We start from the raw sequence: 23,520 nt of genomic DNA on the forward strand, positions 1-23,520 counted from the left end.
AACGGCGTGGCTCACCTCACCAGCGGGCGAGTTCGCTGGCCGGCAAGGGAGCGCCTTTGATCCGATGCAACACTGCCCGGGTTCGGCAGTCCAACCTCACATCGCCAGGACACACGGCCTGCCCATGGGCTTGCCCAACGGCTTGTGTCATGATGGCCAAAACCGCAGGTTAGTCGCATTTCCTCTATGAATAGACCCATCGCGTTGCTGACCGCCCTTGCCTTTTTGGGTGGTTGCCAGACTTTTGCGCCGTCCGCTCCGGATGGCACCGCGCCCGTGGAAGAACCGGGCAATCAAGCGCAGGCCGAGGCGCCCGAGGCGTACGGCTCGTTCAGCCAGGAAACCCTGCTGGCACTGCTCACCGCCGAACTGGCGGGGCAGCGCAATCGCTTCGATATCGCCCTGAGCAACTACGTCCAGCAGGCCAACTCGACTCAGGATGCCGGCGTCGCCGAGCGCGGCTTCCGCATCGCCGAATACCTGGGTGCCGACGAAGAAGCGCTGGAAACCTCGCTGGTCTGGGCCAAGAACGCCCCCAGCAACGTGGACGCGCAGCGTGCCGCTGCCGTGCAACTGGCGCGTGCCGGTCGCTACGACGAATCCATGACCTACATGGAGCGCGTGCTGCAGCGCCAGGGCAACACCCATTTCGACTTCCTCGCCCTGTCGGCGGCGGAAACCGATCCGGACACCCGCGCCGGCCTGCTGCAGAGTTTCGACCGCCTGCTCGGCAAGTACCCGAACGACGGCCAGTTGCTGTTCGGCAAGGCCCTGCTGTTGCAGCAGGATGGCCGCCCCGAAGAAGCCCTGAAACTGCTCGAGAACACCGACGCCAAGCAGGACCAGGCCGTGCCACTGCTGCTGCGTGCGCGCCTGCTGCAGAGCCTGGGCCGTGGCGAGGAAGCGCTGCCGCTGCTCAAGAAAGGCATGGAGCAGAACCCCAGCGACAAGCGCCTGCGCCTGACCTACGCCCGCCAGTTGGTCGAACTCGGCCGCATGGACGACGCGCGTGGCGAGTTCTCTTCGCTGCTGCAACAGTTTCCCGAAGACGACGACCTGCGCTTCTCCCTGGCACTGGTGTGCCTGGAAGCCGAAGCCTGGCGCGAAGCCATCGTCTACCTGGAAGAGCTGGTGGCCCGCGATGCCCACGTCGACCCGGCGCAGTACAACCTCGGCCGCGCCCATGAAGCCCTGGGCGATGTGGACGAAGCCCTGCTCGCCTACTCCATGGTCGGCGGCGGCAACGATTACCTGCCGGCCCAGGCGCGCATGACCGATCTGCTGGTCGCCAACGGCCGTGGCGCCGAAGCCTCCAGGCACCTGGCCGAAGCGCGCGACAGCGAGCCGGACTATGCCCTGCAGCTGTACTTGATCGAAGCCGAGTCGCTGTCCAAGCAGAACCAGCCGGACAAGGCCTGGGCGCTGATCCAGCAGGCACTGGCGCAATACCCGGGTGACCTCAACCTGCTTTACACCCGCGCCATGCTGGCCGAGCCGCGCAACGACCTGAAGCAGCTGGAACAGGATCTGCGCACCATCCTCGACCGTGAGCCGGACAACGCCATGGCGCTCAACGCCCTGGGCTACACCCTGGTCGACCGCACGGATCGCCATCAGGAAGGCCTGGAGCTGATCCAGCAGGCGCACGACCTCAACCCCGAAGATCCGGCGATCCTCGACAGCCTCGGCTGGGCCAACTTCCGCCTGGGCAACCTGGCCGAAGCGGAGAAACTGCTGCGCCAGGCGTTCGAACGCTTCCCGGACCACGAAGTCGCCGCCCACCTGGGCGAAGCGCTGTGGGCTCAGAACAAGCAGCGCGAGGCCAGGAAGATCTGGCGTGACGCGCTGAAGGAACAGCCCGACAGTGAAATCCTGCGCAGCACCGTGCTGCGCCTGACCGGATCAGAGAGGCCTTGATGCAGTTCCGCCCCCTACTCGCACTCGCCCTGGTAACCCTGCTCGCTGGTTGCTCCGGCCTGTCCACCCGTGAAGCGGTGGAACAGGGCCTGGGCGACCCGGCGCGCTGGCAGGCGCACAAGCAACAGATCAGCACCCTCGACGGCTGGCAGATCAACGGCAAGGTCGGCATCCGCGCCCCGCGTGACTCCGGCAGCGGCACGCTGTTCTGGCTGCAACGCCAGGATTACGCCGACATTCGCCTGTCCGGCCCGCTCGGCCGTGGCGCCGCACGCCTCACCGGGCGCCCGGGTGACGTAGCGCTGGAAGTCGCCAACCAGGGCCGCTACCAGGCCGAATCGCCGGAAGAACTCCTGCAACAGCAGTTGGGCCTCAACCTGCCGGTTTCCCATCTGCTCTGGTGGATCCGCGGCCTGCCCGCCCCGGACAGCAAGAGCCGCCTGACCCTCGACAAAGACAGCCGCCTGGCGCAGCTGAGCCAGGATGGCTGGGAAGTGAGCTACACCCGCTATGCCGAGCAGAATGGCTACTGGCTGCCCGAACGTCTGCGCCTCGAAGGCCACGACATTCAGGTGACCCTGGTGATCAAGGACTGGCAACCACGCCAACTCGGCCAGTAACCCGTCCCGTCCGTCAGCGTGCGATGCATTGCCGTGTCGCACGCTGAGCCTGATTGCCGGCAAGCCGGAACCTAGGGTTCAGTGCGGTATCACGCATTCGCACAGCGCTACGCGGGACCTTGCCCGTGGTATCGCCGCGCTCGACCCGGGCCACGGGCTACGTTAGCCTGCAGCGCTCTCTAATCCCCTCTCGCCAGCCATTGCTCCCATGACGACCCACGCCATCCCTGCTCACGCCGAGCTGATTCTGCCGGCTCCGGCCAAGCTCAACCTGATGTTGCACATTCTCGGCCGCCGTGAAGACGGTTATCACGAGCTGCAGACCCTGTTCCAGTTCCTCGACCACGGGGACCAGCTCGGCTTCAGCCTGCGCGACGATGGCGTCATTCGCCTGCACACCGAGATCGCGGGCGTGCCCCACGACAGCAACCTGATCGTGCGGGCTGCGCGGCAGTTGCAGGAACAGAGCGGCACGCGCCTGGGTGCGGATATCTGGCTGGACAAGCGGCTGCCCATGGGCGGCGGCATCGGTGGCGGCAGCTCGGACGCCGCCACGACCCTGCTCGGCCTCGCTCACCTCTGGAAGCTCGATTGCAGCGAGGATCGCCTGGCAGCACTGGGCCTGAGCCTGGGTGCCGACGTGCCGGTATTCGTGCGCGGCCGTGCGGCATTCGCCGAAGGTGTCGGCGAGAAACTCACGCCCGTGGAGCTGCCCGAGCCCTGGTTTCTCGTCGCCGTGCCGCAAGTGCTTGTCAGTACAGCAGAAGTTTTCTCCGACCCTGAGTTGACACGCGATACGCCGCCCATTAAAGTTCGCAGCCTTCTTGAGGGGGGTGGTCGTAATGACTGCCAGCCGGTCGTCGAGAAGCGTTACTCAGCTGTTCGTAACGCACTGATCTTGCTGAACAAATTTGTTCCAACAAGATTGACCGGCACTGGAGCTTGTGTGTTTGGGAGCTTCCCAAACAAGGACGATGCTGATAAAGTCGCCCGCCAACTTCCAGCCACACTGCCAAGTTTTGTTGCGCAGGGTGCCAACGTTTCGATGTTGCACCGCACGCTGCAAGAACTGGCCAGGAAGTGAATGCGTAGCATCGGTTATACGTTACAGGGGCGTCGCCAAGCGGTAAGGCACCAGGTTTTGATCCTGGCATGCGTTGGTTCGAATCCAGCCGCCCCTGCCATAACCACCCAAGGGTGGCTCGTACTACCGAATTGAGCAGCATTGCGTCACACACGATACAGGGGCGTCGCCAAGCGGTAAGGCACCAGGTTTTGATCCTGGCATGCGTTGGTTCGAATCCAGCCGCCCCTGCCATTTTTATACTCATCCAGGTTACCCTCAGCCGGCAGGTACTGCGCGTGTCCAAGATGATGGTCTTTACGGGGAATGCTAACCCCGATCTGGCGCGACGTATCGTTCGTCAGCTGCACATCCCCCTCGGCGATGCCTCTGTCGGAAAGTTTTCCGACGGCGAAATCATGATCGAAATCAACGAAAACGTCCGCGGTAAAGACGTCTTCCTGATTCAGCCGACGTGCGCGCCAACCAATGACAACCTGATGGAACTGGTCGTGATGGCAGATGCCTTCCGCCGCTCCTCAGCCACTCGAATCACCGCTGTCATCCCCTACTTCGGCTATGCCCGCCAGGATCGCCGTCCGCGTTCCGCCCGTGTGGCAATCAGCGCCAAAGTCGTGGCCGACATGCTGACCGTAGTGGGCATCGACCGTGTTCTCACCGTCGACCTGCACGCGGATCAGATTCAAGGCTTCTTCGATATTCCGGTAGATAACATCTACGGTTCGCCAGTACTGGTGGACGACATCGAAGATCAGCGTTTCGACAACCTGATGATCGTCTCCCCGGATATCGGCGGCGTGGTACGTGCGCGTGCCGTGGCCAAGTCCCTGGGCGTGGACCTGGCGATCATCGATAAGCGTCGTGAGAAAGCCAACCACTCCGAAGTGATGCACATCATCGGTGACGTGGAAGGTCGTACCTGCATCCTGGTCGACGACATGGTCGACACCGCCGGCACCCTGTGCCACGCGGCCAAGGCTCTGAAGGAACACGGCGCCGCCAAGGTGTTCGCTTATGCGACTCACCCGGTACTGTCGGGCCGCGCCATCGAGAACATCGAGAACTCGGTACTGGACGAACTGGTGGTGACCAACACCATCCCGTTGTCCGCTGCCGCGCAATCCTGTTCGCGCATTCGCCAACTGGACATCGCGCCGGTTGTCGCTGAAGCGGTACGCCGCATCAGCAATGAAGAATCTATCAGCGCGATGTTCCGCTAACCCGGAATACCGCTGGTAAAAAGACGCCTGGCCATTTGGCCAGGCACATCACCGAACCGCCCCGTCGCTGGTCGCAAGCGTAACGGGCGGTTTGGTTATTCTGGAGAAGTGAAATGACTGCTGAATTTACTCTGAATGCCGAAGCGCGTTCCGACCTGGGGAAAGGTGCGAGCCGCCGCCTGCGTCGTAACGCCGCCCTGGTTCCTGCCGTAGTTTACGGTGGCGAGAAAGCCCCTCTGTCCATCAGCCTGGTTGCCAAGGATTTCGCCAAGCTGCTGGAAAACGAAGCGGCGTTCAGCCACGTGCTGAACCTGACCGTTGATGGCAAGAAAGAAAACGTACTGATCAAAGCCCTGCAACGTCACCCGTCCAAAGGCTTTGTTCTGCACGCTGACTTCATCCGCGTGATCGCTGGCCAGAAACTGACCGCACACGTACCGCTGCACTTCATCAACGAAGCCACCTCGGTTGGCGTCAAGCAAGGCGGCGGCGAAGTCCTGCACTCCTTGAACGAAGTCGAAGTTTCCTGCCTGCCGAAAGACCTGCCGGAATTCCTCGAAGTCGACATCGCCAAAGTCGAACTGGACCAGACCGTTCACCTGTCCGACATCAAACTGCCGAAAGGCGTTGAGCTGGTTGCTCTGGCCCACGGCAGCGATCTGCCGGTTGCCAGCATCCACCTGCCGCGCGTTCGTGTAGAAGACGCAGCTGAAGGCGAAGGCGAAAGCACCGCCGAGTAATTGGCGAGCTCCACACCTCGGTGTGGAACTGCTTTAGGAAAGGGCTCCTGTATGACTGCCGTACAACTGATCGTTGGCCTGGGTAACCCGGGTCCCGAATACGACCAGACCCGGCATAATGCAGGGGCCCTTTTCGTTGAGCGCCTGGCCGACAGCCAGCGCGTGAACCTCAGCGTCGATCGCAAGTATTTCGGCCTGGTGGGCAAATTCGTCCATCAGGGTCGCGAAGTTCGTCTGCTCATCCCCACCACCTTCATGAACCGCAGCGGCCAGTCCGTGGCGGCGTTGGCGAATTTCTTCAAGCTCAAGCCCGAAGAAATCCTGGTGGCCCACGACGAACTCGACATGCCCCCCGGCGTCGCCAAACTCAAACAGGGTGGCGGGCACGGCGGGCATAACGGGCTGCGCGACATCATCGCGCAGCTCGGCAACCAGAATAATTTCCACCGCCTGCGGCTTGGCATCGGCCACCCCGGGCACGCCAGCATGGTTTCCAATTTCGTGCTGGGCCGCGCACCGCGTGGCGAGCAGGAACTGCTGGATACCAGCATCGGCTTCGCCCTCGACGTCCTCCCGGAAATACTCGCCGGTGACTGGACGGTAGCGATGCGCAAGCTGCACAGCCAGAAAGCCACTCTCTAACTTCATCTACCGCCTTTGGCGCGAGGGACACACCATGGGATTCAATTGCGGCATCGTCGGCCTACCCAACGTCGGCAAGTCCACCCTGTTCAATGCCCTCACCAAATCCGGTATCGCGGCCGAGAACTTCCCGTTCTGCACCATCGAGCCGAACAGCGGCATCGTGCCGATGCCCGACCCGCGCCTCGACGCCCTGGCGGAGATCGTCAAGCCCGAGCGCGTGATCCCCACCACCATGGAATTCGTCGACATCGCCGGCCTCGTGGCGGGCGCGTCCAAGGGTGAAGGCCTGGGCAACAAGTTCCTCGCCAACATCCGCGAGACCGACGCCATCGCCCACGTGGTGCGTTGCTTCGAAGACGAGAACGTCATCCACGTCGCCAACAGCGTCGACCCCAAGCGTGACATCGAGATCATCGACCTCGAACTGATCATGGCCGACCTCGACAGCTGCGAGAAGCAACTGCAGCGCGTCACCCGTACCGCCAAGGGCGGCGACAAGGAAGCCGTGGCGCAGAAAGCGCTGCTGGAAAAGCTCATCCCCCACTTCACCGAAGCCAAGCCGGCGCGCAGCCTGCTCAAGACCCTGGGTGACGACGAGAAGCGCCTGGCCAAGACCTTCCACCTGCTGACCACCAAGCCGGTGATGTACATCGCCAACGTCGCCGAAGACGGCTTCGAGAACAACCCGCTGCTCGACGTGGTGCAAGCCATCGCCGACGCCGAAGGCGCCATCGTGGTACCGGTGTGCAACAAGATCGAGGCCGAGATCGCCGAGCTGGACGATCTGGAAGAAATGCAGATGTTCCTCGAGACCATGGGCATGACCGAGCCCGGCCTGAACCGCGTGATCCGCGCCGGTTACTCGATGCTCAACCTGCAGACCTACTTCACCGCCGGCGTGAAGGAAGTACGTGCCTGGACCGTCAAGGTCGGCGCCACCGCACCGCAGTCCGCTGCCGCGATCCACACCGACTTCGAAAAAGGCTTCATCCGCGCCGAAGTAATCGCCTATGACGACTTCATCCAGTTCAAGGGCGAAGCCGGTGCCAAGGAAGCGGGCAAATGGCGCCTGGAAGGCAAGGAATACATCGTCAAGGACGGCGACGTGATGCACTTCCGCTTCAACGTCTAAGCCGCACCCTGACCAGACGAAGCCGCGTTTTTACGCGGCTTCGTCGTTTCTGCATGCCTGGAAAGCCCGCAAAGCCAGTCACGGCGGTGCTTGCAGGCACGCTACCAGCTACCCGGCAGACGAACGGCAGTAAAATGGCGGCATTTAGCCACCACTCGCCATCGCTTTGCTCCAGCGCCGCAGTATACTGGCCCAGCCCTCACCAGCAGGCGCAGTCCCTTGAAACCTGACGATGAGCTTCTGGAGTCGTCGAACGCCGCCCCCGCGGAAGCCCGTTTCGACGCTTTGTTCCGGCTCGCAAAACGCCTGTGTGGCGTCACCCTCGCAAGGATCGCAACCGACACCCACCTCAGCGGTTCTACAGAGCCCGAGCAACGCCTGCCCGCAGCATTGGACGCCTACCTGCAGGAACTGATCGCCCGCACCGGCCTCGGCCACTCGCCCCTGTTGCTGCCCGACACCCGCCTCGACACCGCGCCCCAGGCCGCACCGTCGCCCGGCTTCTTCGTCGGTTACCCGCTGCGCAGCGTCGATGGCGGCTATCTGGGCGTGTTCTACCTGGCCGATGGCGAACCGCAGCGGCTCAGCGACGAGCAGTTGCTGGCCCTGGACGATATCGCCGAGAGCGCCGCCAACCTGCTCGAACAGATCCGCCGCGAAGCCGCCGCCCGTCAGGCCAGCGAAGCCCTGCTCGCCCAGGAAAGCCGCATGGCCCTGGCCATTCAGGGCAGCGGCACGGGTATCTGGGACCGCGACGTGGTGACCGGCGAGATCCACTACTCCAGCGCCTGGAAAGCCCTGCTCGGCTACGCCGACCACGAGGTCAGCAACCGTATCGAGGACAGCTACGGCCGCGTCCATCCCGACGACCGCACCTACGTGCAGCAAGCCGTGCTCGCGCACTTCGCTGGCCACACCGAGAGCTACGAAGTGGAGCACCGTCTGCGCTGCCGCGACGGCAGCTACAAATGGGTGTGCAGCCGCGGCAAGGTGGTTGCCCGTGACGAACGGGGCAATGCCCTGCGCATGCTCGGCACCACCACCGACATCACCGCCCTGCGCGAGCTCTCCGAACGCCTGCAACGCAGCGTCGAACTGATCACCCGGCTGACCGACCAGGTGCCCGGCATGGTCTTCCAGTTCCGCAGCCTGCCCGACAGCAGTGGCTACTTCACCTACCTCAGCGCCGGCGTCTACGACATGTTCGAAGCCACCCGCGAACAGATCGACAGAGACCCGGAGATCCTCCATACCCTGGTCCACCCGGACGACATGGAGACCTACCAGATGGCCCGCCTGCGCGCCGAACGCGAGCTGAGCACCTGGCACATCGAATACCGCGTGATACTGCCGCGCCAGGGCCTGCGCTGGCGCCTGGGCGAAGCGCGGCCACAACGTGAAGCCGACGGCAGCATCGTCTGGCATGGCGTGGTCACCGACATCACCGAACGCAAGCGCATCGAAAGCGAGCTGCAGGAATTCGCCTCCCTCGACGCCCTCACCCAGCTACCCAACCGCCGGGTGTTCATGGCCCACCTGGAAACTGAGCTGGCGCGTATCCAGCGCAGCGACGTCTTCACCTCCACCCTGCTGATGTGCGACCTCGACCACTTCAAGCTGGTCAACGACAAATGGGGCCACGCCATTGGCGACCAGGCGCTGCGTCACTTCAGCCGCATCCTTCGCGAACAGCTGCGCAAGAGCGACCTGGCCGGCCGTGTCGGCGGCGAAGAATTCGCCGTGGTGCTCAGCGGCGCGGGGCTGATCCAGGCCCGCGACTTCGCCTGCCGGGTGCAACACAGCCTCAAGGACGAGCCCCTGAACATCGAAGGAAAAAAGATCCACCTGACCCTGAGCGTCGGCATCGCCCTGCTCGAGCGCCAGGACACCACCCCCGACACCGTACTGTGCCGTAGCGATGCCGCCCTCTACCGCGCCAAGAAGAACGGCCGCAACCGCGTCGAGGTCGGCTGAGCCCCCCTCACCACCGAGCGCCCACCGGCAAAGCGCAGCCGTTCGGCTAAGCGTTTGAAAGTGCGTAAATTTATTCTGCCTCAGGGCTTGACACACCAAGGGCAGATGCGGAAAATGCGCGCCACTCGGCTACGTAGCTCAGCTGGTTAGAGCATAGCATTCATAATGCTGGGGTCCGGGGTTCAAGTCCCTGCGTAGCCACCAAACAAAACAAGGGTTTACCGAAAGGTAGGCCCTTTTTTGTTTCTGGGGTGTCCCCAAACTGTCCCTTTCTTGTCCCGCCCACATCAGGCGATGGGATCACCGATGCAGCGCTCGAAAATGGCGGTCATTGCGCGATAGTCGCAAACCACCGAATCGATGTTTGCCTGAATCCACTCAGCCTCATCTACACCCCACCAGTCGACCTGATAGCCCGCGTTGATGATCAGGTGCTCGAACAGAATCCGCTGAGCCCGGCCATTTCCCTCCCGAAACGGGTGGATGATGTTCAGATCTCCGTACAACTCTGCTGCGGCCACCACCAGATCTGGTCGAGCCATCGCTTCGAACCAGCCTGCTGAGGCTACTCGCTTGAACAGCTTGCTGGATTCCGCCGCGATGCGGGTCACGTTGCAGAAATGCGTTCCGCCCTTTGAGATATCGACCGTGCGCAACTCACCCGCCCAATCGTAGACGTCGCCGAACAGATGCCGGTGTATACGCTGCAGGTAGGCGAGATCGTAGGGAGGTAGGTCGAAGTCCAGCTGGCTAGCTGCGATTTCAGAGAGGCTGCGCTCAGCCTCATGCAGAGCGCTATCGTCAGTCAGGCCAAGACGATTACGTAGAACATCGGTGCCTGGGTAGCAGTAAGGATCTTGCCCAGCGCCGTACTTGTCGAGCATCAGGCCTGACTAGACCGCGCAGCGTTCAAAGCAGCCTCACGGGTCGGGAGCTTACGCTCGGCATCGGCCTGGGTCGTGTTGAACCCCTCGAGGCGCAGGCTGGCCGCGTAGTTCGACCGGCGTGCCTTGGCGCAATAAGCCTTCTTGGCTTGCAGAGATACACCTGTCATGGGATTGCCTCTTCGGTTTCGCCAGCGGCCATTATACCGGATGCACGCCGCTATCAGGTTGCCCCTCATTCTGGCTCAGTAATGCAATCGGTGAAAGGATCAAGGCGGTGTCGAAGCGATCAGGTGCCAGATGCGAATACTGGCTTCATCCGTTTGGAAAGCACGTTGTCGTCGAAGCTCGCAGCCTTGGCTTTGGTGTTTCGCTCAGGCACATCGAGGTCAACACCACCCGCCGCAGAAAAACGAGCGTGGAGGCGACGCCCTAAGCCACCTTTCTTATCTTGCTTGGTCAGCGCTTGGCGAATGATCAGTCTCGCCTCTTCTTCCATGGAGCGCCCGTGGCTGGCAGCAACGACGCGCAGCATGGCCTTGAGGTCATCGTCCAGATTTCGAATCGTGATAGTTGCCATTCAATGCCTGCGTTTCGTGACTACCCGCACCACTGTCGCTCGCAGGGTACGCCATCGTTATTGCCGTCCATCTCTACGCCGGGGCAGTTATGTAGAAAGAATTTGGCCTCGTCACAAGAACGCATCTGGGAACAATGCTGACGGCCATCGCAGCGATAGCTCGAGGCGGGCTGCGATTGGGACTTTGGCTTGATCTGAGCGTCCGTGCCGGTCCAGGCGAAGGTCGGGATGAAGCGTTCGAGAGAAAACGCCGGGGCGGGCTGTTCGATCACCGGGCTGCTCAAGACCGAGCCGTCGGCGGCGACATTGGTGATTACCGGGCTGCTTGGCGGCTTCAGGTAGAAGTGCCAGAAGGCAAAGCCCAGGGCGATGATGACGATCAGTTTTTTCACGCCTGCACTCCATTGCGTAACGGCTTTCGCAGCCTGCGGACGGCAAGATTAGCGCATCCTGCTTTGGCCGTGGAGTCATCTATCCAGCAGCATGGCACTGCAGCGTGCCGCACAGAACCCGGCGCCTGCCGACTGGCTACCTTGTAGCGTTATCACAGCGTCTCGTCAGCGCCATGCTCCGACTAACCGGGCACCTGCGCCCTCTCCTCGGCTAGACCGTCGAGGCGCACCACCCGAAGGGTGCGGATATCCGAGAAGAACACCTCATCGGGAAACGGGCTAGCGCCCGCCACGCCCATCACCATGAAATAGCCGTGCGCCCAAACACCCTCCACCGGCAGCACAACACCCACCACCTGGACGCACTGCCACAAAGGCTCCAACTGATCGTCCCACACCAGCTCGACCAGATGGTCTGCCCGAGATAGGCCAGGGCAGCCTGAGCATCCTGAGCTAGCTGTTCGCCCATGGTGTTGCGAGCTTCGCCGATGTCGCCCTCCTCCCCATCGAGACCAGTTGCACGCAGCTTGCTCAGATCGACCATCAGCAAGTCAGCGCGGGTTACGCTCGGCAGGCTGCCGTTCTCGATCATCTCGCCCACCTGATCGGTAGTGATTCCGCAGGTAGCGGCAAAACGCGCGATGCTGAGTAGGTCGTTGGCGGCGGTGCTGAGTAGAGCAACCTTGCCGTCCGCATCGACCTCGCTAGAAATTGGCTCAGTCATCACGGCAATCCCTTTCATAGACCATGCTCTTGCCGCAGTCTGTTCCTCGGCGGATATGGTGCAGGTTGATGACGCGGTGACGGCCAATTTTGGCGGTCGGGACGGTGCCGGATTCGATCCAGCGGCGTACGACATCCTCGGTAATGACGTCGATGCCCACGAGCTTGGCGAACACGAGCTTTGAGCAAAACGGCGCATCACGCAGGTCGTTGACGCGTTCTGGGTTTCCCTGTGTGTCGAACCCCTCTATTCCAGACTGTTCCATGCAAAGCCCCTATAATCCGTCGATCATCACATCGGCCTAAGTGGTAAATCTCCATAGGCTTAGTGGAATAATACCACCTCAAATGAGTTGTGGAATATTTCAACGAAGAGCTTTTAGATCTTTATGAAATCAACACAGGATCGCGTTAGATACTTTATGTCTATCCTCGGCCACCGAGAGGTTGGCGAAGCCACAGGACTAAAGGAAGAGAGATGCAAAACGATCCGCTACGACAAGCGGGCAAATCTGCGCACCAACGAGCTGGACTTGATAGCAAATCGCTACCCTGAGTACTCTCTTTGGCTTCGGACTGGGATGACGGCGCCGGAAACCGGCCAGATAGATCCAGACTACGCAGAGGCAAATCGAAACTTGACCGGTCAAAACGCGGGATAGCGATCACTCAGGAAGCAGCTAGGCGCTGGTACGCCCGAGACTCAGGGACGAGATGATGAAAACTAAATCAACTAAAAAATTTGATATCGGGGTGAAGACCCTATTGCCGGTTCTTATAGGTGTAGCAATAGTAATAGGTTTTTTTCTATTCGAATTCCAAGCCCAGCCATTATCAGGAAAAACAGAGCATTGGGGGCAATTCGGAGATTATCTTGGCGGAACCTTAAACCCATTCCTGAGCTTTATAACAATAATCATACTAATTGCGACACTAAAGTCCCAAAAAGAAGAACTTGCCACATCAAAAGAAGATCTTGAACTGACTCGTATCGAGTTGAGAAAAACGGCAGAAGCCGCTACAAATCAAGCATTACACCTTGAGAAACAGGCTGCCCTGTCGGAAATACAACTGTTAATAGAAAAACTAGCGACCCGAATAAATCGAAACTTTAACGAAAACCGTCTCGAAAGGGATGGATCAATTCATAGATTTGTACAGATTTTCAAAAAGAAGAAGAATTCAAATTATGTTGAAATGTACAGCGCACTGTATACGCAGGAAGGTTCCGCAACCCAAGAAACCGTAAACTGGATCAGAAGCGACTTGCATAGACTCGCAGTATTGATAAAAAAATATGAAGAAATTGCGAGAAAAAACTCAACCACCACGACAACTGAATCTCAAGTCCCTGGATATTATCAGGAAGAATTCGGCGACATGGTGGAAGCGTTATACATTAACGGAATGTTAGATGGGAACCTAATGGAATTCTATAGGCCCTGCAAACAATTATACTGATAAATTCTTCTCGAAATTTGAGGGGCGCTCTGCAACTCGAAGTTCGGACAAACCATCGTGAATATTTCCCAACAGAGCTTCGGCAATGATTGGTGACACACTATTCCCAATCATCCGAAAGCTGTGCCAAACAGTATCATGAAATATAAACTCGTCAGGAAAGCCCTGTAACCTAGCCCCTTCACGCGGGGTTATGACTCTATCCTCATCAGGATGTAGAGGACGGACAGACTGATAGGAGCCCTTGTCTGACCCTGTACCCGCTCGCAGTGTTGGGCAGTAGCCTGACCAAGCCAACCTCTTATGCTTACCGACAGGATCTACACCGCCTTGAGGAATAGTCGAAAATCGGAGCTCAGTTGAGAGTTTATGTTTGGTCAATTGATGGCCATTAAACTTTCCCGACTGAGATCTCATCTTGAAGGCATATGTAGACCTAGCTTTACTCTTATATCTCCACAAACCGTCTTTAGCAATATAAGCCCCTTTAAGATCTGCAATCGCATCCTTCACATTGACACTAGGATAGAAACCAGAAGTAATTTTCGATAGGGAAAGAGGAGCAGTTTTTAATTTATTAAACCCAAAAACGAAAACCCTCTTTCTTTTCGTAGGCGCACCAAAATCGGACGCATCGAGTATAACAGGCCCGACAATCTCCCACTCAGAGCCTAAGCGAGCAAGTGCAGAATCAAGAACGGGTTTATTATCTGGAAACATTAATCCGGGGACATTCTCCATTACAAAGAACCGTGGAGAGACCAAATCAACAATGCGAAAGAACTCTCCCAAGAGAGTTCTTCTAGGATCTGCAGCATCGCCCCGCCCTATTCCGCTGAACCCCTGACAAGGAGGCCCCCCTATAACACCATCTACACCGTGCGCTATAACCTCGGAAAGATTTTCTGCTCCCAACAAACTAACATCGGCACGCAGAAAAGGAATATTCGGAAAATTCTTCCCAAAGGAACTACTCAAGATGGGATCGATATCAACCGCGAGTGCCGTCTGAAAGCCTGCGTTCTTGGCTCCCAAAGTCATTCCACCGCATCCACTGAACAGATCTAGCAATTTCATTTTAATTCCCACAAATACGCTGGAAACTATTATACAACACAATATAGGCCGGTGTCGATCGTGCCGTTTAGATAAGAATCTCGCCAAAAACGGGATACAGCTTATAAAACTCCGAGTAACCACTGAGGCTTTTCTGTGGAATTCTAAACCCACAAGCATCTTCAAACTTGGCCTCACTTATGCCTTCATGATCAGGAAGCAGGCTATCCAGTACAGCTCGTTCCCTTTGTGTTAAGTGTGGAATACTTATCTCGAAAAGAGGATTATTTAGATAATGACTAGTTTGCACATGAGTGTTAGTAAGAAATTTTTCTTTAGTTGGAGTGTCTAGAAAAACACCACCTACAGTGATCATTGGCGCATTATCACTATACTTGAAGTTCATAAATGGATAAAACTCGATACCTCTAGCTGATCGGCGAGTTTCCCTTTCAACGCATAGCGTCAGGGCCTTGGCTAGGGCAAAAGGGTATTGTTTAAGATTTAAGTTAGGAAACTCACTGTCATCGGGTGCAAACTCCCCCATAAGTTCGGAAAGAGCTTCGTGTCTTGTAATTGGATTCCCTTGGCTATCTTTATCCGGAAGCCTAGCAACGTGGGCATTGAGAGTGATCAGTAAAAAAGAACCAACAGACATGCGCTGAGCAAGATAACCTACATCTTCAAGAACAGGGCCTTCGGGGCCGGTATCATAATCCAGCCAAACAACTGAATTTTCCTGCCAGTTTAGGTTTTTAATTCCATCAGATACTGTTTCTCCGCGAACTTCAATGGCCTTATAAGGGCAATTAAACTTAGCTCTACTCGAGTAATCAGGGTGCTCAAAAGAAATCAGCTTTGAAATACCTAAATTTCTGTGAGCTAAAACGAAGTCAATAAACCACATTGACCCCATTCCAACATATATGTAGCTAGGTATATCGAAAGTCTTCGAGAGGTGCAAGAGCGTATCAAAAATCAACTTTCGCTCAACACTTTTATTTGGACGAATCAAGTAATTTACAGCTTCAAAAGAGGCCATTATTCACCGACCTCATTCTCATAAAAATACTCAAATGTTTTTATGCCAACATCTTTGTAAGAAAGAGATCGATTACCTAAAGCCCTTGCTACCGCCTCTACTTGCTCGACAGGTTTTTGGTAGAGAATATTAGCCATTCTAACTTTCGGCTTTGGACTATAAGTGGGTAGCTTCATTGACTTGGCGGCTGAGGGTGCAGCTGTTTTTACGGATACGTACTCAGCCTTTCCCTCGACTGTTTTTGCCTGTTCTAGAGATGACTTTCTGGTGTTAGTATAATTAAGATAGGTGCGAGTTGCATCACGCATTCCAACGACAGCGCGGCGATACACCGGAACGGTTTCATCTATTTGGCGCTTAGTAGTTGTCCATGGTAGCTCGCCAGGCTTATCTGACTCAAAAAATACAATCCCCATAAAGCCATTATACTGGGGGTGCCAGCTTGGGAATGTTCCGTCACCCCAAACTGTTTTGTCGGTCTTATCTCCCGCTAGCACGACGCGATTATTGCACACCACAAACCAGCCCCAGTTGCTTGTATTTCGGCTGACTACATCAGGATCTGAAGCATCATCTGGAGGAACTCCGGCAAGGCCAGACACGATTCTTACGGTTACACCTGTTTCTTTATCAACGTAAGAGTCTACATATGGTTCGATCTCTTCACTGGATCGAACACCAAAAATATGTTGCTTGACTGTTACACCATTAACTTTTATTTCAAATCCGTCTTCTATGAAAAACGAATAATATCGACCGATGTTCGTTCTGAGCTCCTTAACGAAAAGCTCATCCCCAAATTCGGCACCTACACCTTCTTTGAGATCTGTTATATCAATCTGCGTACCAATGAAATCAGGCTGGGTAAGCTGCTCCAGGGTGAAGTCCCATTCTTTACTTGCGGCCCAGTTATCGACCTCAATGGTCGTTGAAAATGCCTCTTGCGGGTTACTCTTGGTTGAGCTCTGAATTACAATCTTTTTCCCTATTTTGAAAACCGCCCTCTTCATGCCAATACCATAAAGACCGATAGAGCGATCAGAGTCTTTAGGTGCATCAGCACGCCGACCAAAATGGAAGGCGTAATCCGTCGCGTCAGATAGCTTCATGCCTCCGCAGTTATCATGGATTGTAAAGGAGTCGGCATAAACATTAATTTCGGCATGGAAGCCATCCAGGCGGCCATTTTCATGACGGTTTCTATAAGCGCCATCTATGCTGTTATCAAGTAGATCAAAAATACATTCATCTAGACCGATATCTCTCGTGATCATGTCGATGAAGAATTCTTTAGTAGGATCAGCTTTAGCAGTCCACTGCGTCATCCTTGCCCCCAAACTTTCGTCCGAAATTTAATTGCAAAACTAGGTCTTATCAGAGTTTTACAGCGAGTCACCGTTCTGTAGCTAGATGCTCGTAGCATGACGAGTGACTGACTGCAATGTGCCATCCCTTGAGAAGCTAGCGCGGTAAGACGCAGAGGTAAAGATGCAAGATGACTACATTGATCGAATTTTCTGGAAAAGACTGGTCTAGCTAGCACCATGAAGGGCTAGAAGGGCTGATCTATGGGGGGCTCTGGCTCAGCGAGGAGGTTCTTAGGGGATTCATAATGCTTAGCGCGTCCTTTCTCCGGAAACCAAAAAGGCTTATCAACCGATAAGCCTTTTTCTCCGCTGCCTATATCTGCCCTACCCGCTCCAACCTCCGTTAAAAAACGAAATATCCCACCGCCACCATCGACCCGCAGGCGACCACGCCGAGGATCAGCAGCAGGCGGCTGGTGCTGGAGCCTTCGCGGGCGTCGAGGAGTTGTTGGGCGTGCAGGTGCAGGTAAGAGGGGGTCGCGCGCAGTTTGGCGGGGCGCTGGATTCTGAGGACGCTGGCGTCAGGCGTGGAGGGATCGTTTTCAGGTTTGGCCCTGAAGTTGTCCCATGATGCGTTGTGTCCCTGCTGTCGGCGCTCTTCGCGCCACCACTCGTGGTCTTCCAATCCCATGATCAGCCCTCCTGGCTGGTGATGATCATTCCCGTCGATCATTGAGAGCCACGATGGCGGCTCGGAGTTCAGTGTACAGCTGTAAACAGATTCGTGCAGGTTCGTTGAGGCGGATAATTTTAGTCCCACTTACATTTCGCGTGCTGTGCGGCCGGTCACCCTACGGCTATGGCATCGCTGTAACGCTGGGCGCACAATCGGCGTTTTCGCGTTTACCTGACGGCCTGCCGTGAACCGCCCTCCCCTGACTCTAGCCTATGGTGTGCCTGACGTGGCACGGCGTGGTCGCGCCTGGCTGCTGGCGGTGTTACTGGGTGTGTGCCTGCCGGGCGTGCAGGCCGAACCGCTGGCGGTGCGCGAGCATCACCGCTGGACCACGGCGGACGATGACGGTCCCAACCAGGTGGGCACACTGGCGCAGACGGCCGATGGCTACCTGTGGCTGGGCAGCGATGACGGGCTGCTGCGCTTCGATGGTTTCACCTTCGTGCCCTATCGCCCCGGCGACGAGCAGCCCCTGGGCACCGTCGCCAGCCTGCTGGCGGTGGACAATGGCCTGTGGGTCGGGCTGCGGGCCGGTGGCGCGCGGCTGATCGAGGGGCCGGCCGCCCGCTACTTCGCGCCCGGGGCCGGGCTGCCGAGCGGAGCGCTCTACGGTTTCGCCCGTGAGCCCAGCGGCACGCTCTGGGCGGCGGCCCATGACGGCCTGGCACGTTTCGACGGGCAGCGCTGGCAGCGGGTCGGTGAAGCCGAGGGTTTTACGGCGAACAGTGCCCGGGCCGTGTTCGTCGACCGGGAGGGCGGTGTGTGGGCGGCGAGCAGCAAGGGGCTGTATCAGCGCCCTGCCGGTGCGCCGCGTTTCAGCGAGGTGGCGGGCGAGCTCGATTGGGCCAGCCAGATCGCCCAGGCGGCGGACGGCACGCTGTGGGTCGCCGAGCGCTACGTCAATCGCCTGCACCGCGTCGTGCAGGGCCCGGCGCCGCACCTGCTGAGCCAGGAACTGGACTCGCCCATCAACGGTTTGTTGTTCGACCACAGCGGCGGGCTCTGGACCAGCACGCCCGGCAACGGGCTGCGCCGCTACCCGGCCGCGAACGCGATGCTGAAGGAGGCCGATGCCGAGCAGCTCACCAGCGCCCAGGGGCTGAGTGCCGATTACCTGTGGCCCTTGCTGGAGGACCGCGACGGCACGGTGTGGGCCGGCAGCAGCGGCGGCCTCGACCGCTTTCGCTTAGGCGAGCTGAAGGCCGCATCGTTGCCCGCCGGCACCCTGAATGCCGCACTGGCGGTGGCCAGTGACGGCGCGCTCTGGGCAGCCAGCAATAACCAGGGAGTGATGCGCCTGCACGGCGGTGACCTGCAACGCTGGCCGATCCCCGAGCCGGTCACCAGCCTGATCGCCGCTGCCGATGGCGCAGTCTGGGTTGGCGGCCCCAATGGGGTATGGCGCGGCACGCCAGGGGGCGTCGAGCGACAGGCCGAACTGCCCGAGCAGGCACCGGAAGATGCCTCGATCCGCGCCATGGCGGTAGGTGCTGAGGGCGCCTTGTGGGTGTCGATCAACCGGCTCGGGCTGTTCGTGCTGCGCGGTGGGCAGTGGCAGGCGGTGCCCGGCGTCAGCGAGGCGCCGAGCCAGATGATGCCGGTCAGCGCGGGGAGCGATGAGCAAGGCCGCCTGTGGTTCGGCTACCGGGACAACCTGCTGGTCACCCGCCAGGGCGATCAGATGCGCCGATGGGGCGCGGCGGATGGCCTGAACATCGGTCACGTTACCGCTCAGTTGCATCAGGGCGGCAGCTCCTGGGTCGGCGGCCAGCATGGCCTGGCACGTTTCGACGGCCAACGCTTCCAGACCCTGCATCTGCCGGACAACGGCCAGTTCGACAACATCTACGCGATTCTCCCCGGCACGGCTGGAGACCTGTGGGTGCATGGCAAGGCTGGCATCGTGCAGGTGCCTGCGGCCGAGTGGCAGCGTGCCCTGGCCGAGCCGCAGCATCGCCTGCGCTACCGCTCCATCGGCCTGGACGGCAGCCTGGCCAACGACCCCTACCGGGTGCTGCCCTTGCCCACGGCGGTGGCCGGGCCGGATGGGCGGCTGTGGTTCTCCACCAGCGCGGGGGTGAGCTGGATCGACCCGGCCAGCCAGTCGCCCGCCCCGCCGCTGCCACTGGTGGTGATCGAAGGGCTGCAAGTGGACGGTGCGCCCATGCCACTGCAGGCAGGGCTGCGACTGCCCGCCGCCACCCAGCGCCTCGTCATCGACTACACGGCGCTGAACCTGCGGGCGCCGCACAGCCTGTCGTTCCGCTATCGCCTGCAGGGTTACGACCGCGTCTGGATCGAAGCCGGGCGCCAGCGTCAGGCCATCTATACCGGGCTGCCAGCTGGGGATTTCCGTTTCGAGGTGCAGGCCTTCGACCAGGGGGGTGGCGAACCGGCCGCGCCGACCGTGCTGGCGTTCAGCGTCGAGCCGGTGTTCTACCTGCGGCCGCTGTTTTACCTGCCGCTGGGCACCGCGCTGCTGCTCGGCCTGTGGTGGCTGCATCGCCTGGTGGTGCAGCGTGATCGGCGGCGCCTGCAACTGCGCCTGCAGGCCCGGCAGAGCGAACGCGAGCGGATCGCCCGGGAGCTGCACGACACCCTGCTGCAAGGTTTGCAGGGGCTGATGCTGCGCTTCCAGGCGGCGACCGACACGCTGACGGCCGACCACCCCGCACGGCCGCGCCTGGAGCACGCCCTGGACCGCGCCGACGAGGTGATGCACGAAGGCCGCGAGCGCGTACAGGACCTGCGTCAGCCGGGCCCGGGCATCGACCTGCCCGCCGCGCTGGAGCGCCTGGGCGCAACGCTGGACGAGCCGGGCCTGGCCTTTGCCGTACAGGTCAAGGGCCAGCGGCGCGCCCTGCAGGCGCCGGTGCATGACGAGGCCTATCGCATCGCCGCCGAGGCCATCGGCAACGCGATACGCCATGGCGCGGCACGGCGCATCGCGGTTCGCCTGGTGTATGGTGGGCGGCGCTTCCAGTTGCGTATCGACGATGACGGCCAGGGCATCCCGGCCGCCTACACCGCCGCTGAAGGTCGGCCCGGGCACTGGGGCGTGCGTGGCATGCACGAGCGCGCCAGCGGTATCGGCGCCCGCCTCGTGGTGCAACCGCTGCCGACTGCCGGCACCCGCGTGCACCTGCAACTGAGCGCCAGCCTGGCCTATGCCGGGCCAACCCGAAGTGCCTGGCGGCGCTGGCTGACGGCGCGCCCCCGAACGGAAGACGATGCATGAACGACGCCCCCATCCGCCTGCTGGTGGTCGACGATCACCCCCTGCTGCGTGACGGCATCGCAGCGGTGCTCGACGCCCACGACGACATCCTGCTGGTCGGCGAGGCCGCCGATGGCCTGCAGGCCGTGGAGCGGTTCGCAGCGCTGCGCCCGGACGTGACCCTGATGGACCTGCAGATGCCCGGCCTCAACGGCACCGAGGCCATCCAGGCGATTCGTCGGCAGTTCGCGGACGCCTGCATCGCCGTGCTCACCACCTACAGCGGCGACGCCCGTGCCTTGCAGGCGGTGCAGGCCGGTGCCCGGGGCTACCTGCTGAAAAGCATGCTGCGCAAGGAGCTGGTCACGGCCATCCGTACCCTGGCGGCGGGCAAGCGCTACTTCCCCGAACCGATCGCCAGCGAGCTGCTCGATGCCATCGCCCAGGACACCCTCACCGCCCGGGAAACCCAGGTGCTGGGCAGCGTCGCCCAGGGCCTGGGCAACGGCGATATCGCCAGCCAGCTGGGCATCTCCGAAGACACGGTGAAGGGCCATATGCGCAGCATCATGGACAAGCTCAAGGCGCGTAACCGCACCCACGCGGTGGCCATCGCGATGCAACGCGGGATCATCGACGCCTGGCCGCCAGGCTGATGTGTTGCAACGTTAAGCACCGCCCTTAACCTTAATTAACATTACGCAACTCGCCCCTACCGCCCTGCTCTCCAACAATCCGTATCGCCCGCGGCGTTCTCTGCAATGCCGCACAGCACCGCGCTCCTGCGGCGCTGCCAGCGAATACGGACATCCCAATGAATCGAGCAGCGCAGCCCCGCCCTACCCTCGTCGCCAGCGACGCCACGCCTGCGATCGGTCGGCTCGCGACCTGGCAGGAGGCCATCGCCAAGCGGCTGATGCTCGAACACCTGGATGCTGGTATTTCGGTCGCCGAAGTGGCCGAGGCCTGCGCCCTGTCACGCAGCCATTTCACCCGCAAGTTCAAGGAGAGTACCTGCCTGTCGCCCCACGTGTGGTTGCGCCAGCAACGGGTAGCAAAGGCCAGGGAAATGCTGCTGCAGTCGTCGCTGTCGCTGACGGCTATCGCCATGGATTGCGGCTTCTTCGATCAGGCGCATTTCTGCCGGGTGTTCGCCAAGAGCACGGGCCTGAGCCCGCTGGCCTGGAAGCGCCAGCAGATGGCTGCCCAGCCGGTGTCGGCGCTGCTCCGGCAGGTTGCCTGCTAAGCCGGTGTCGGCAGCACCTGCGCCGCAACGATGGCGGCCTGGCGGCGCTTCTCGGCGGCGTAGGCGCGGGTGCTGTTGAGCATGTGGTAGTAGACCCGATCGCCGTCGCGGCGCAGGCCGATCAACGACAGCGAGACCAGCCGCGCCAATGAAGCGCAGCGCTCGCTGTCGCTGATCGGCAAGCCTGCCAGTGCGCTGCGCACATCGGCCACGGTGAAGTATTCGTCGCACACCGACAGCCCGTGCAGGCAACTGCGCTGGCGCTGGTCGAGCAGCGCGTAACTCCAGTCCAGCGAGGCCATCAGGCTGGACTGCCGGGCCGGCGTGGTGCGCCGCCCAAGCAGGCTCAGGTAACTGTGGTTTTCCAGCTGGGCGAGGATGCCTTCCAGGCTCTGCACGTCGAGTTGCGCGGCAGCCAGTTCGATGGCCAGGGGCAGGCCGTCGAGGCGCCGACAGAGTTCGACGACCCGCGGCACATCGGTCTCGCGCAGGCTGAAGCCCGACTGCCGCGCCCGGGCACGGCGGGCGAACAGCTTTACCGCGGGGTAACGCAAGGCAGCGGCCAGGCGCAGGTGGCTGCCCAGCGGCGGGGTGTCCAGCGGCGCCAGCGGTTGCACGTATTCCTCGCGGGTACGCAGGGCCTCCCGGCTGGTGGCAACAATGCGCAGAGCTGGCGCGGCGTGCAGCAGGGCTTCGCAGAGCGCGGCGCAGGCGTCGATCAGGTGCTCGCAGTTGTCCAGCAGCACCAGCATGTGACGGTGCGCCAGGGTGGTGAGCAGAAAGGCCTGGGCGTGCTGATCGGCCGGCACCGCGAAGCCCAGTTCCGAGACGAGCGCAACCGCCAGTTGCGCCGGGTCGCTGACCATCGCCAGGTCGACGAAGCGCACGCCGTCGCGGAACTGGCCGAGCTGTTGCTGGGCGACGCGCAGGGCGACGGTGGTCTTGCCGACGCCACCGGGGCCGATCAGGGAGATGTGCCGGCGGGTCTGCAGGCGCCGGGTCAGTTCCTCGATCAGTTTGTCGCGGCCTTCGATGCGCACCGGCTTGCCGGGCAGGCTGGGCACTGCGCAGGGCTGCAGGTCGAGCTCGCCGGAACGCTGGCTGACCTGCTCGACGTAGGCGACGAAGCTGTAGCCGCGCTGGCGCACGTTGGTGATGTAGTCCCGCGATTGCGGGCAAACGCCCAGGGCCCGGCGCAGGGCCGAGATGTGCACGCGCAGGTTGATCTCTTCGACGAAGGTCTTCGGCCAGACCTGGGAGATGATGGTCTCCTTGCTGACGATCTTGCCGGCGCTTTCCACCAGCACCAGCAGGATGTCCAGAGCCCGGGCGCCGATCTGCAGCGGGCGGTCGCCATCGAGCAGCAGGCGGCGCTGCGGGTGCAGTTCGAAACGGCCGAAACGCAGGACAGTGTCTTCGCCACGGGTGTCGAGATCGTGCATGATCCTTTCAGCGTCGCGCCAGGCCGGACACGCACCCCAATGGGCCTCGGCTGGTCGGCGATGCGCCGCTCCTTGCAGTGATAAGAGAATCATTCTCCGCCG

Annotated in this window: 23 protein-coding genes and 3 tRNA genes; 15 read left to right on the forward strand and 11 right to left on the reverse strand. The window is 60.2% G+C overall.

What is annotated here, in order from left to right; genetic code table 11:
- The first annotated feature begins 186 nt into the window (after positions 1 to 186).
- The 11 genes from QRN22_RS15820 to QRN22_RS15870 all read left to right on the forward strand — a co-directional run bounded on the left by QRN22_RS15820 (position 187) and on the right by QRN22_RS15870 (position 9,536).
- Complete coding sequence (locus QRN22_RS15820) at positions 187 to 1,917, forward strand: tetratricopeptide repeat protein (RefSeq protein ID WP_042556219.1); 1,731 nt, start codon at positions 187 to 189, stop codon at positions 1,915 to 1,917.
- The gene (gene lolB, locus QRN22_RS15825; RefSeq protein WP_042556218.1) at positions 1,917 to 2,537 is read left to right on the forward strand and encodes a lipoprotein insertase outer membrane protein LolB; all 621 of its coding nucleotides are present in this window, start codon (positions 1,917 to 1,919) and stop codon (positions 2,535 to 2,537) included. The genes QRN22_RS15820 and lolB overlap by 1 nt, the downstream gene beginning before the upstream one ends.
- A 208-nt stretch (positions 2,538 to 2,745) precedes the next feature.
- Positions 2,746 to 3,621: a 4-(cytidine 5'-diphospho)-2-C-methyl-D-erythritol kinase gene (gene ispE, locus QRN22_RS15830; protein WP_042556217.1), complete on the forward strand. Its 876-nt coding sequence runs from the start codon at positions 2,746 to 2,748 to the stop codon at positions 3,619 to 3,621.
- Between the two features lie 25 nt (positions 3,622 to 3,646).
- Positions 3,647 to 3,721, forward strand: a tRNA-Gln gene (locus tag QRN22_RS15835).
- Positions 3,722 to 3,780: 59 nt separating this feature from the next.
- Positions 3,781 to 3,855, forward strand: a tRNA-Gln gene (locus QRN22_RS15840).
- 44 nt (positions 3,856 to 3,899) lie between these two features.
- Positions 3,900 to 4,841 carry a ribose-phosphate pyrophosphokinase gene (locus QRN22_RS15845; protein WP_042556284.1) on the forward strand — a complete coding sequence of 314 codons (942 nt, stop codon included), beginning with the start codon at positions 3,900 to 3,902 and terminating at the stop codon, positions 4,839 to 4,841.
- Between the two features lie 113 nt (positions 4,842 to 4,954).
- Positions 4,955 to 5,581, forward strand: a complete 627-nt coding sequence (locus QRN22_RS15850; protein WP_042556216.1) for a 50S ribosomal protein L25/general stress protein Ctc — start codon at positions 4,955 to 4,957, stop codon at positions 5,579 to 5,581.
- 51 nt (positions 5,582 to 5,632) lie between these two features.
- Positions 5,633 to 6,223: an aminoacyl-tRNA hydrolase gene (pth, locus tag QRN22_RS15855; RefSeq protein ID WP_042556215.1), complete on the forward strand. Its 591-nt coding sequence runs from the start codon at positions 5,633 to 5,635 to the stop codon at positions 6,221 to 6,223.
- A gap of 34 nt (positions 6,224 to 6,257) precedes the next feature.
- On the forward strand, positions 6,258 to 7,358 hold the full coding sequence (gene ychF, locus QRN22_RS15860) for a redox-regulated ATPase YchF (RefSeq protein ID WP_042556214.1): 1,101 nt from the start codon (positions 6,258 to 6,260) through the stop codon (positions 7,356 to 7,358).
- A 219-nt stretch (positions 7,359 to 7,577) separates the two neighbouring features.
- Positions 7,578 to 9,332, forward strand: a complete 1,755-nt coding sequence (locus QRN22_RS15865; protein WP_042556213.1) for a sensor domain-containing diguanylate cyclase — start codon at positions 7,578 to 7,580, stop codon at positions 9,330 to 9,332.
- Positions 9,333 to 9,459: 127 nt separating this feature from the next.
- A tRNA-Met gene (locus tag QRN22_RS15870) sits at positions 9,460 to 9,536 on the forward strand.
- A gap of 83 nt (positions 9,537 to 9,619) precedes the next feature.
- On the opposite strand, the gene QRN22_RS15875 is transcribed toward QRN22_RS15870, so the two are convergent.
- The 6 genes from QRN22_RS15875 to QRN22_RS15900 form a co-directional block, all read right to left on the reverse strand.
- Positions 9,620 to 10,216, reverse strand: a complete 597-nt coding sequence (locus QRN22_RS15875; RefSeq protein ID WP_042556212.1) for a putative adenosine monophosphate-protein transferase Fic — start codon at positions 10,214 to 10,216, stop codon at positions 9,620 to 9,622.
- Complete coding sequence (locus QRN22_RS15880) at positions 10,216 to 10,386, reverse strand: YhfG family protein (RefSeq protein ID WP_156152798.1); 171 nt, start codon at positions 10,384 to 10,386, stop codon at positions 10,216 to 10,218. The genes QRN22_RS15875 and QRN22_RS15880 overlap by 1 nt, the downstream gene beginning before the upstream one ends.
- Before the next feature lie 119 nt (positions 10,387 to 10,505).
- Entirely contained in the window at positions 10,506 to 10,796 is a 291-nt protein-coding gene (locus QRN22_RS15885) for a FitA-like ribbon-helix-helix domain-containing protein (protein WP_042556211.1), read from the reverse strand.
- 20 nt (positions 10,797 to 10,816) lie between these two features.
- The gene (locus QRN22_RS15890) at positions 10,817 to 11,188 is read right to left on the reverse strand and encodes an excalibur calcium-binding domain-containing protein (RefSeq protein ID WP_042556210.1); all 372 of its coding nucleotides are present in this window, start codon (positions 11,186 to 11,188) and stop codon (positions 10,817 to 10,819) included.
- A gap of 298 nt (positions 11,189 to 11,486) precedes the next feature.
- A complete protein-coding gene (locus QRN22_RS15895; RefSeq protein ID WP_156152797.1) occupies positions 11,487 to 11,930 on the reverse strand; it encodes a hypothetical protein in 444 nt (147 codons plus the stop codon).
- A complete protein-coding gene (locus QRN22_RS15900; RefSeq protein ID WP_042556209.1) occupies positions 11,905 to 12,177 on the reverse strand; it encodes a helix-turn-helix domain-containing protein in 273 nt (90 codons plus the stop codon). Before QRN22_RS15900 ends, QRN22_RS15895 begins: the two co-directional genes overlap by 26 nt.
- A gap of 451 nt (positions 12,178 to 12,628) precedes the next feature.
- On the opposite strand from QRN22_RS15900, the gene QRN22_RS15905 reads away from it, so the two are divergent.
- A complete protein-coding gene (locus QRN22_RS15905) occupies positions 12,629 to 13,372 on the forward strand; it encodes a hypothetical protein (RefSeq protein ID WP_156152796.1) in 744 nt (247 codons plus the stop codon).
- Here QRN22_RS15905 and QRN22_RS15910 read toward each other — a convergent pair.
- From QRN22_RS15910 to QRN22_RS15925, 4 genes are all read right to left on the reverse strand, one after another.
- Positions 13,364 to 14,449, reverse strand: coding sequence for a DNA cytosine methyltransferase (locus tag QRN22_RS15910; protein WP_082045903.1), 1,086 nt, complete (start codon positions 14,447 to 14,449; stop codon positions 13,364 to 13,366). The two genes, QRN22_RS15905 and QRN22_RS15910, sit on opposite strands and share 9 nt — an antisense overlap.
- 67 nt (positions 14,450 to 14,516) lie before the next feature.
- On the reverse strand, positions 14,517 to 15,470 hold the full coding sequence (locus QRN22_RS15915; protein ID WP_156152795.1) for an O-methyltransferase: 954 nt from the start codon (positions 15,468 to 15,470) through the stop codon (positions 14,517 to 14,519).
- Positions 15,470 to 16,795, reverse strand: coding sequence for an ATP-binding protein (locus tag QRN22_RS15920; protein WP_082045902.1), 1,326 nt, complete (start codon positions 16,793 to 16,795; stop codon positions 15,470 to 15,472). The genes QRN22_RS15915 and QRN22_RS15920 overlap by 1 nt, the downstream gene beginning before the upstream one ends.
- A gap of 385 nt (positions 16,796 to 17,180) precedes the next feature.
- Entirely contained in the window at positions 17,181 to 17,468 is a 288-nt protein-coding gene (locus QRN22_RS15925; RefSeq protein ID WP_042556206.1) for a hypothetical protein, read from the reverse strand.
- 229 nt (positions 17,469 to 17,697) lie between these two features.
- Between QRN22_RS15925 and QRN22_RS15930 the strand changes: the two genes are divergently transcribed.
- The 3 genes from QRN22_RS15930 to QRN22_RS15940 all read left to right on the forward strand — a co-directional run bounded on the left by QRN22_RS15930 (position 17,698) and on the right by QRN22_RS15940 (position 21,976).
- The gene (locus tag QRN22_RS15930) at positions 17,698 to 20,751 is read left to right on the forward strand and encodes a sensor histidine kinase (RefSeq protein WP_156152794.1); all 3,054 of its coding nucleotides are present in this window, start codon (positions 17,698 to 17,700) and stop codon (positions 20,749 to 20,751) included.
- Entirely contained in the window at positions 20,748 to 21,386 is a 639-nt protein-coding gene (locus QRN22_RS15935) for a response regulator (protein WP_042556205.1), read from the forward strand. Before QRN22_RS15930 ends, QRN22_RS15935 begins: the two co-directional genes overlap by 4 nt.
- Positions 21,387 to 21,544: 158 nt before the next feature.
- On the forward strand, positions 21,545 to 21,976 hold the full coding sequence (locus tag QRN22_RS15940; protein ID WP_042556204.1) for a helix-turn-helix domain-containing protein: 432 nt from the start codon (positions 21,545 to 21,547) through the stop codon (positions 21,974 to 21,976).
- Here QRN22_RS15940 and QRN22_RS15945 read toward each other — a convergent pair.
- On the reverse strand, positions 21,973 to 23,418 hold the full coding sequence (locus QRN22_RS15945; protein ID WP_042556203.1) for an ATP-binding protein: 1,446 nt from the start codon (positions 23,416 to 23,418) through the stop codon (positions 21,973 to 21,975). The two genes, QRN22_RS15940 and QRN22_RS15945, sit on opposite strands and share 4 nt — an antisense overlap.
- Positions 23,419 to 23,520: the final 102 nt, after the last annotated feature.

Source organism: Pseudomonas sp. MEJ086, assembly GCF_030209025.1.
GTDB classification, from domain to species: Bacteria; Pseudomonadota; Gammaproteobacteria; order Pseudomonadales; family Pseudomonadaceae; genus Aquipseudomonas; species Aquipseudomonas fulva_A.

What these genes read in the sequence shown, in the direction of transcription:
- QRN22_RS15820 (WP_042556219.1), top strand. Translation starts at nt 187, where the DNA reads ATGAATAGACCCATCGCGTTGCTGACCGCCCTTGCCTTTTTGGGTGGT.
- lolB (WP_042556218.1), top strand. Translation starts at nt 1,917, where the DNA reads ATGCAGTTCCGCCCCCTACTCGCACTCGCCCTGGTAACCCTGCTCGCT.
- ispE (WP_042556217.1), top strand. Translation starts at nt 2,746, where the DNA reads ATGACGACCCACGCCATCCCTGCTCACGCCGAGCTGATTCTGCCGGCT.
- QRN22_RS15850 (WP_042556216.1), top strand. Translation starts at nt 4,955, where the DNA reads ATGACTGCTGAATTTACTCTGAATGCCGAAGCGCGTTCCGACCTGGGG.
- pth (WP_042556215.1), top strand. Translation starts at nt 5,633, where the DNA reads ATGACTGCCGTACAACTGATCGTTGGCCTGGGTAACCCGGGTCCCGAA.
- ychF (WP_042556214.1), top strand. Translation starts at nt 6,258, where the DNA reads ATGGGATTCAATTGCGGCATCGTCGGCCTACCCAACGTCGGCAAGTCC.
- QRN22_RS15875 (WP_042556212.1), bottom strand. Translation starts at nt 10,216, where the DNA reads ATGCTCGACAAGTACGGCGCTGGGCAAGATCCTTACTGCTACCCAGGC.
- QRN22_RS15880 (WP_156152798.1), bottom strand. Translation starts at nt 10,386, where the DNA reads ATGACAGGTGTATCTCTGCAAGCCAAGAAGGCTTATTGCGCCAAGGCA.
- QRN22_RS15885 (WP_042556211.1), bottom strand. Translation starts at nt 10,796, where the DNA reads ATGGCAACTATCACGATTCGAAATCTGGACGATGACCTCAAGGCCATG.
- QRN22_RS15895 (WP_156152797.1), bottom strand. Translation starts at nt 11,930, where the DNA reads ATGAAAGGGATTGCCGTGATGACTGAGCCAATTTCTAGCGAGGTCGAT.
- QRN22_RS15900 (WP_042556209.1), bottom strand. Translation starts at nt 12,177, where the DNA reads ATGGAACAGTCTGGAATAGAGGGGTTCGACACACAGGGAAACCCAGAA.
- QRN22_RS15905 (WP_156152796.1), top strand. Translation starts at nt 12,629, where the DNA reads ATGAAAACTAAATCAACTAAAAAATTTGATATCGGGGTGAAGACCCTA.
- QRN22_RS15910 (WP_082045903.1), bottom strand. Translation starts at nt 14,449, where the DNA reads ATGAAATTGCTAGATCTGTTCAGTGGATGCGGTGGAATGACTTTGGGA.
- QRN22_RS15915 (WP_156152795.1), bottom strand. Translation starts at nt 15,470, where the DNA reads ATGGCCTCTTTTGAAGCTGTAAATTACTTGATTCGTCCAAATAAAAGT.
- QRN22_RS15920 (WP_082045902.1), bottom strand. Translation starts at nt 16,795, where the DNA reads ATGACGCAGTGGACTGCTAAAGCTGATCCTACTAAAGAATTCTTCATC.
- QRN22_RS15925 (WP_042556206.1), bottom strand. Translation starts at nt 17,468, where the DNA reads ATGGGATTGGAAGACCACGAGTGGTGGCGCGAAGAGCGCCGACAGCAG.
- QRN22_RS15935 (WP_042556205.1), top strand. Translation starts at nt 20,748, where the DNA reads ATGAACGACGCCCCCATCCGCCTGCTGGTGGTCGACGATCACCCCCTG.
- QRN22_RS15940 (WP_042556204.1), top strand. Translation starts at nt 21,545, where the DNA reads ATGAATCGAGCAGCGCAGCCCCGCCCTACCCTCGTCGCCAGCGACGCC.
- QRN22_RS15945 (WP_042556203.1), bottom strand. Translation starts at nt 23,418, where the DNA reads ATGCACGATCTCGACACCCGTGGCGAAGACACTGTCCTGCGTTTCGGC.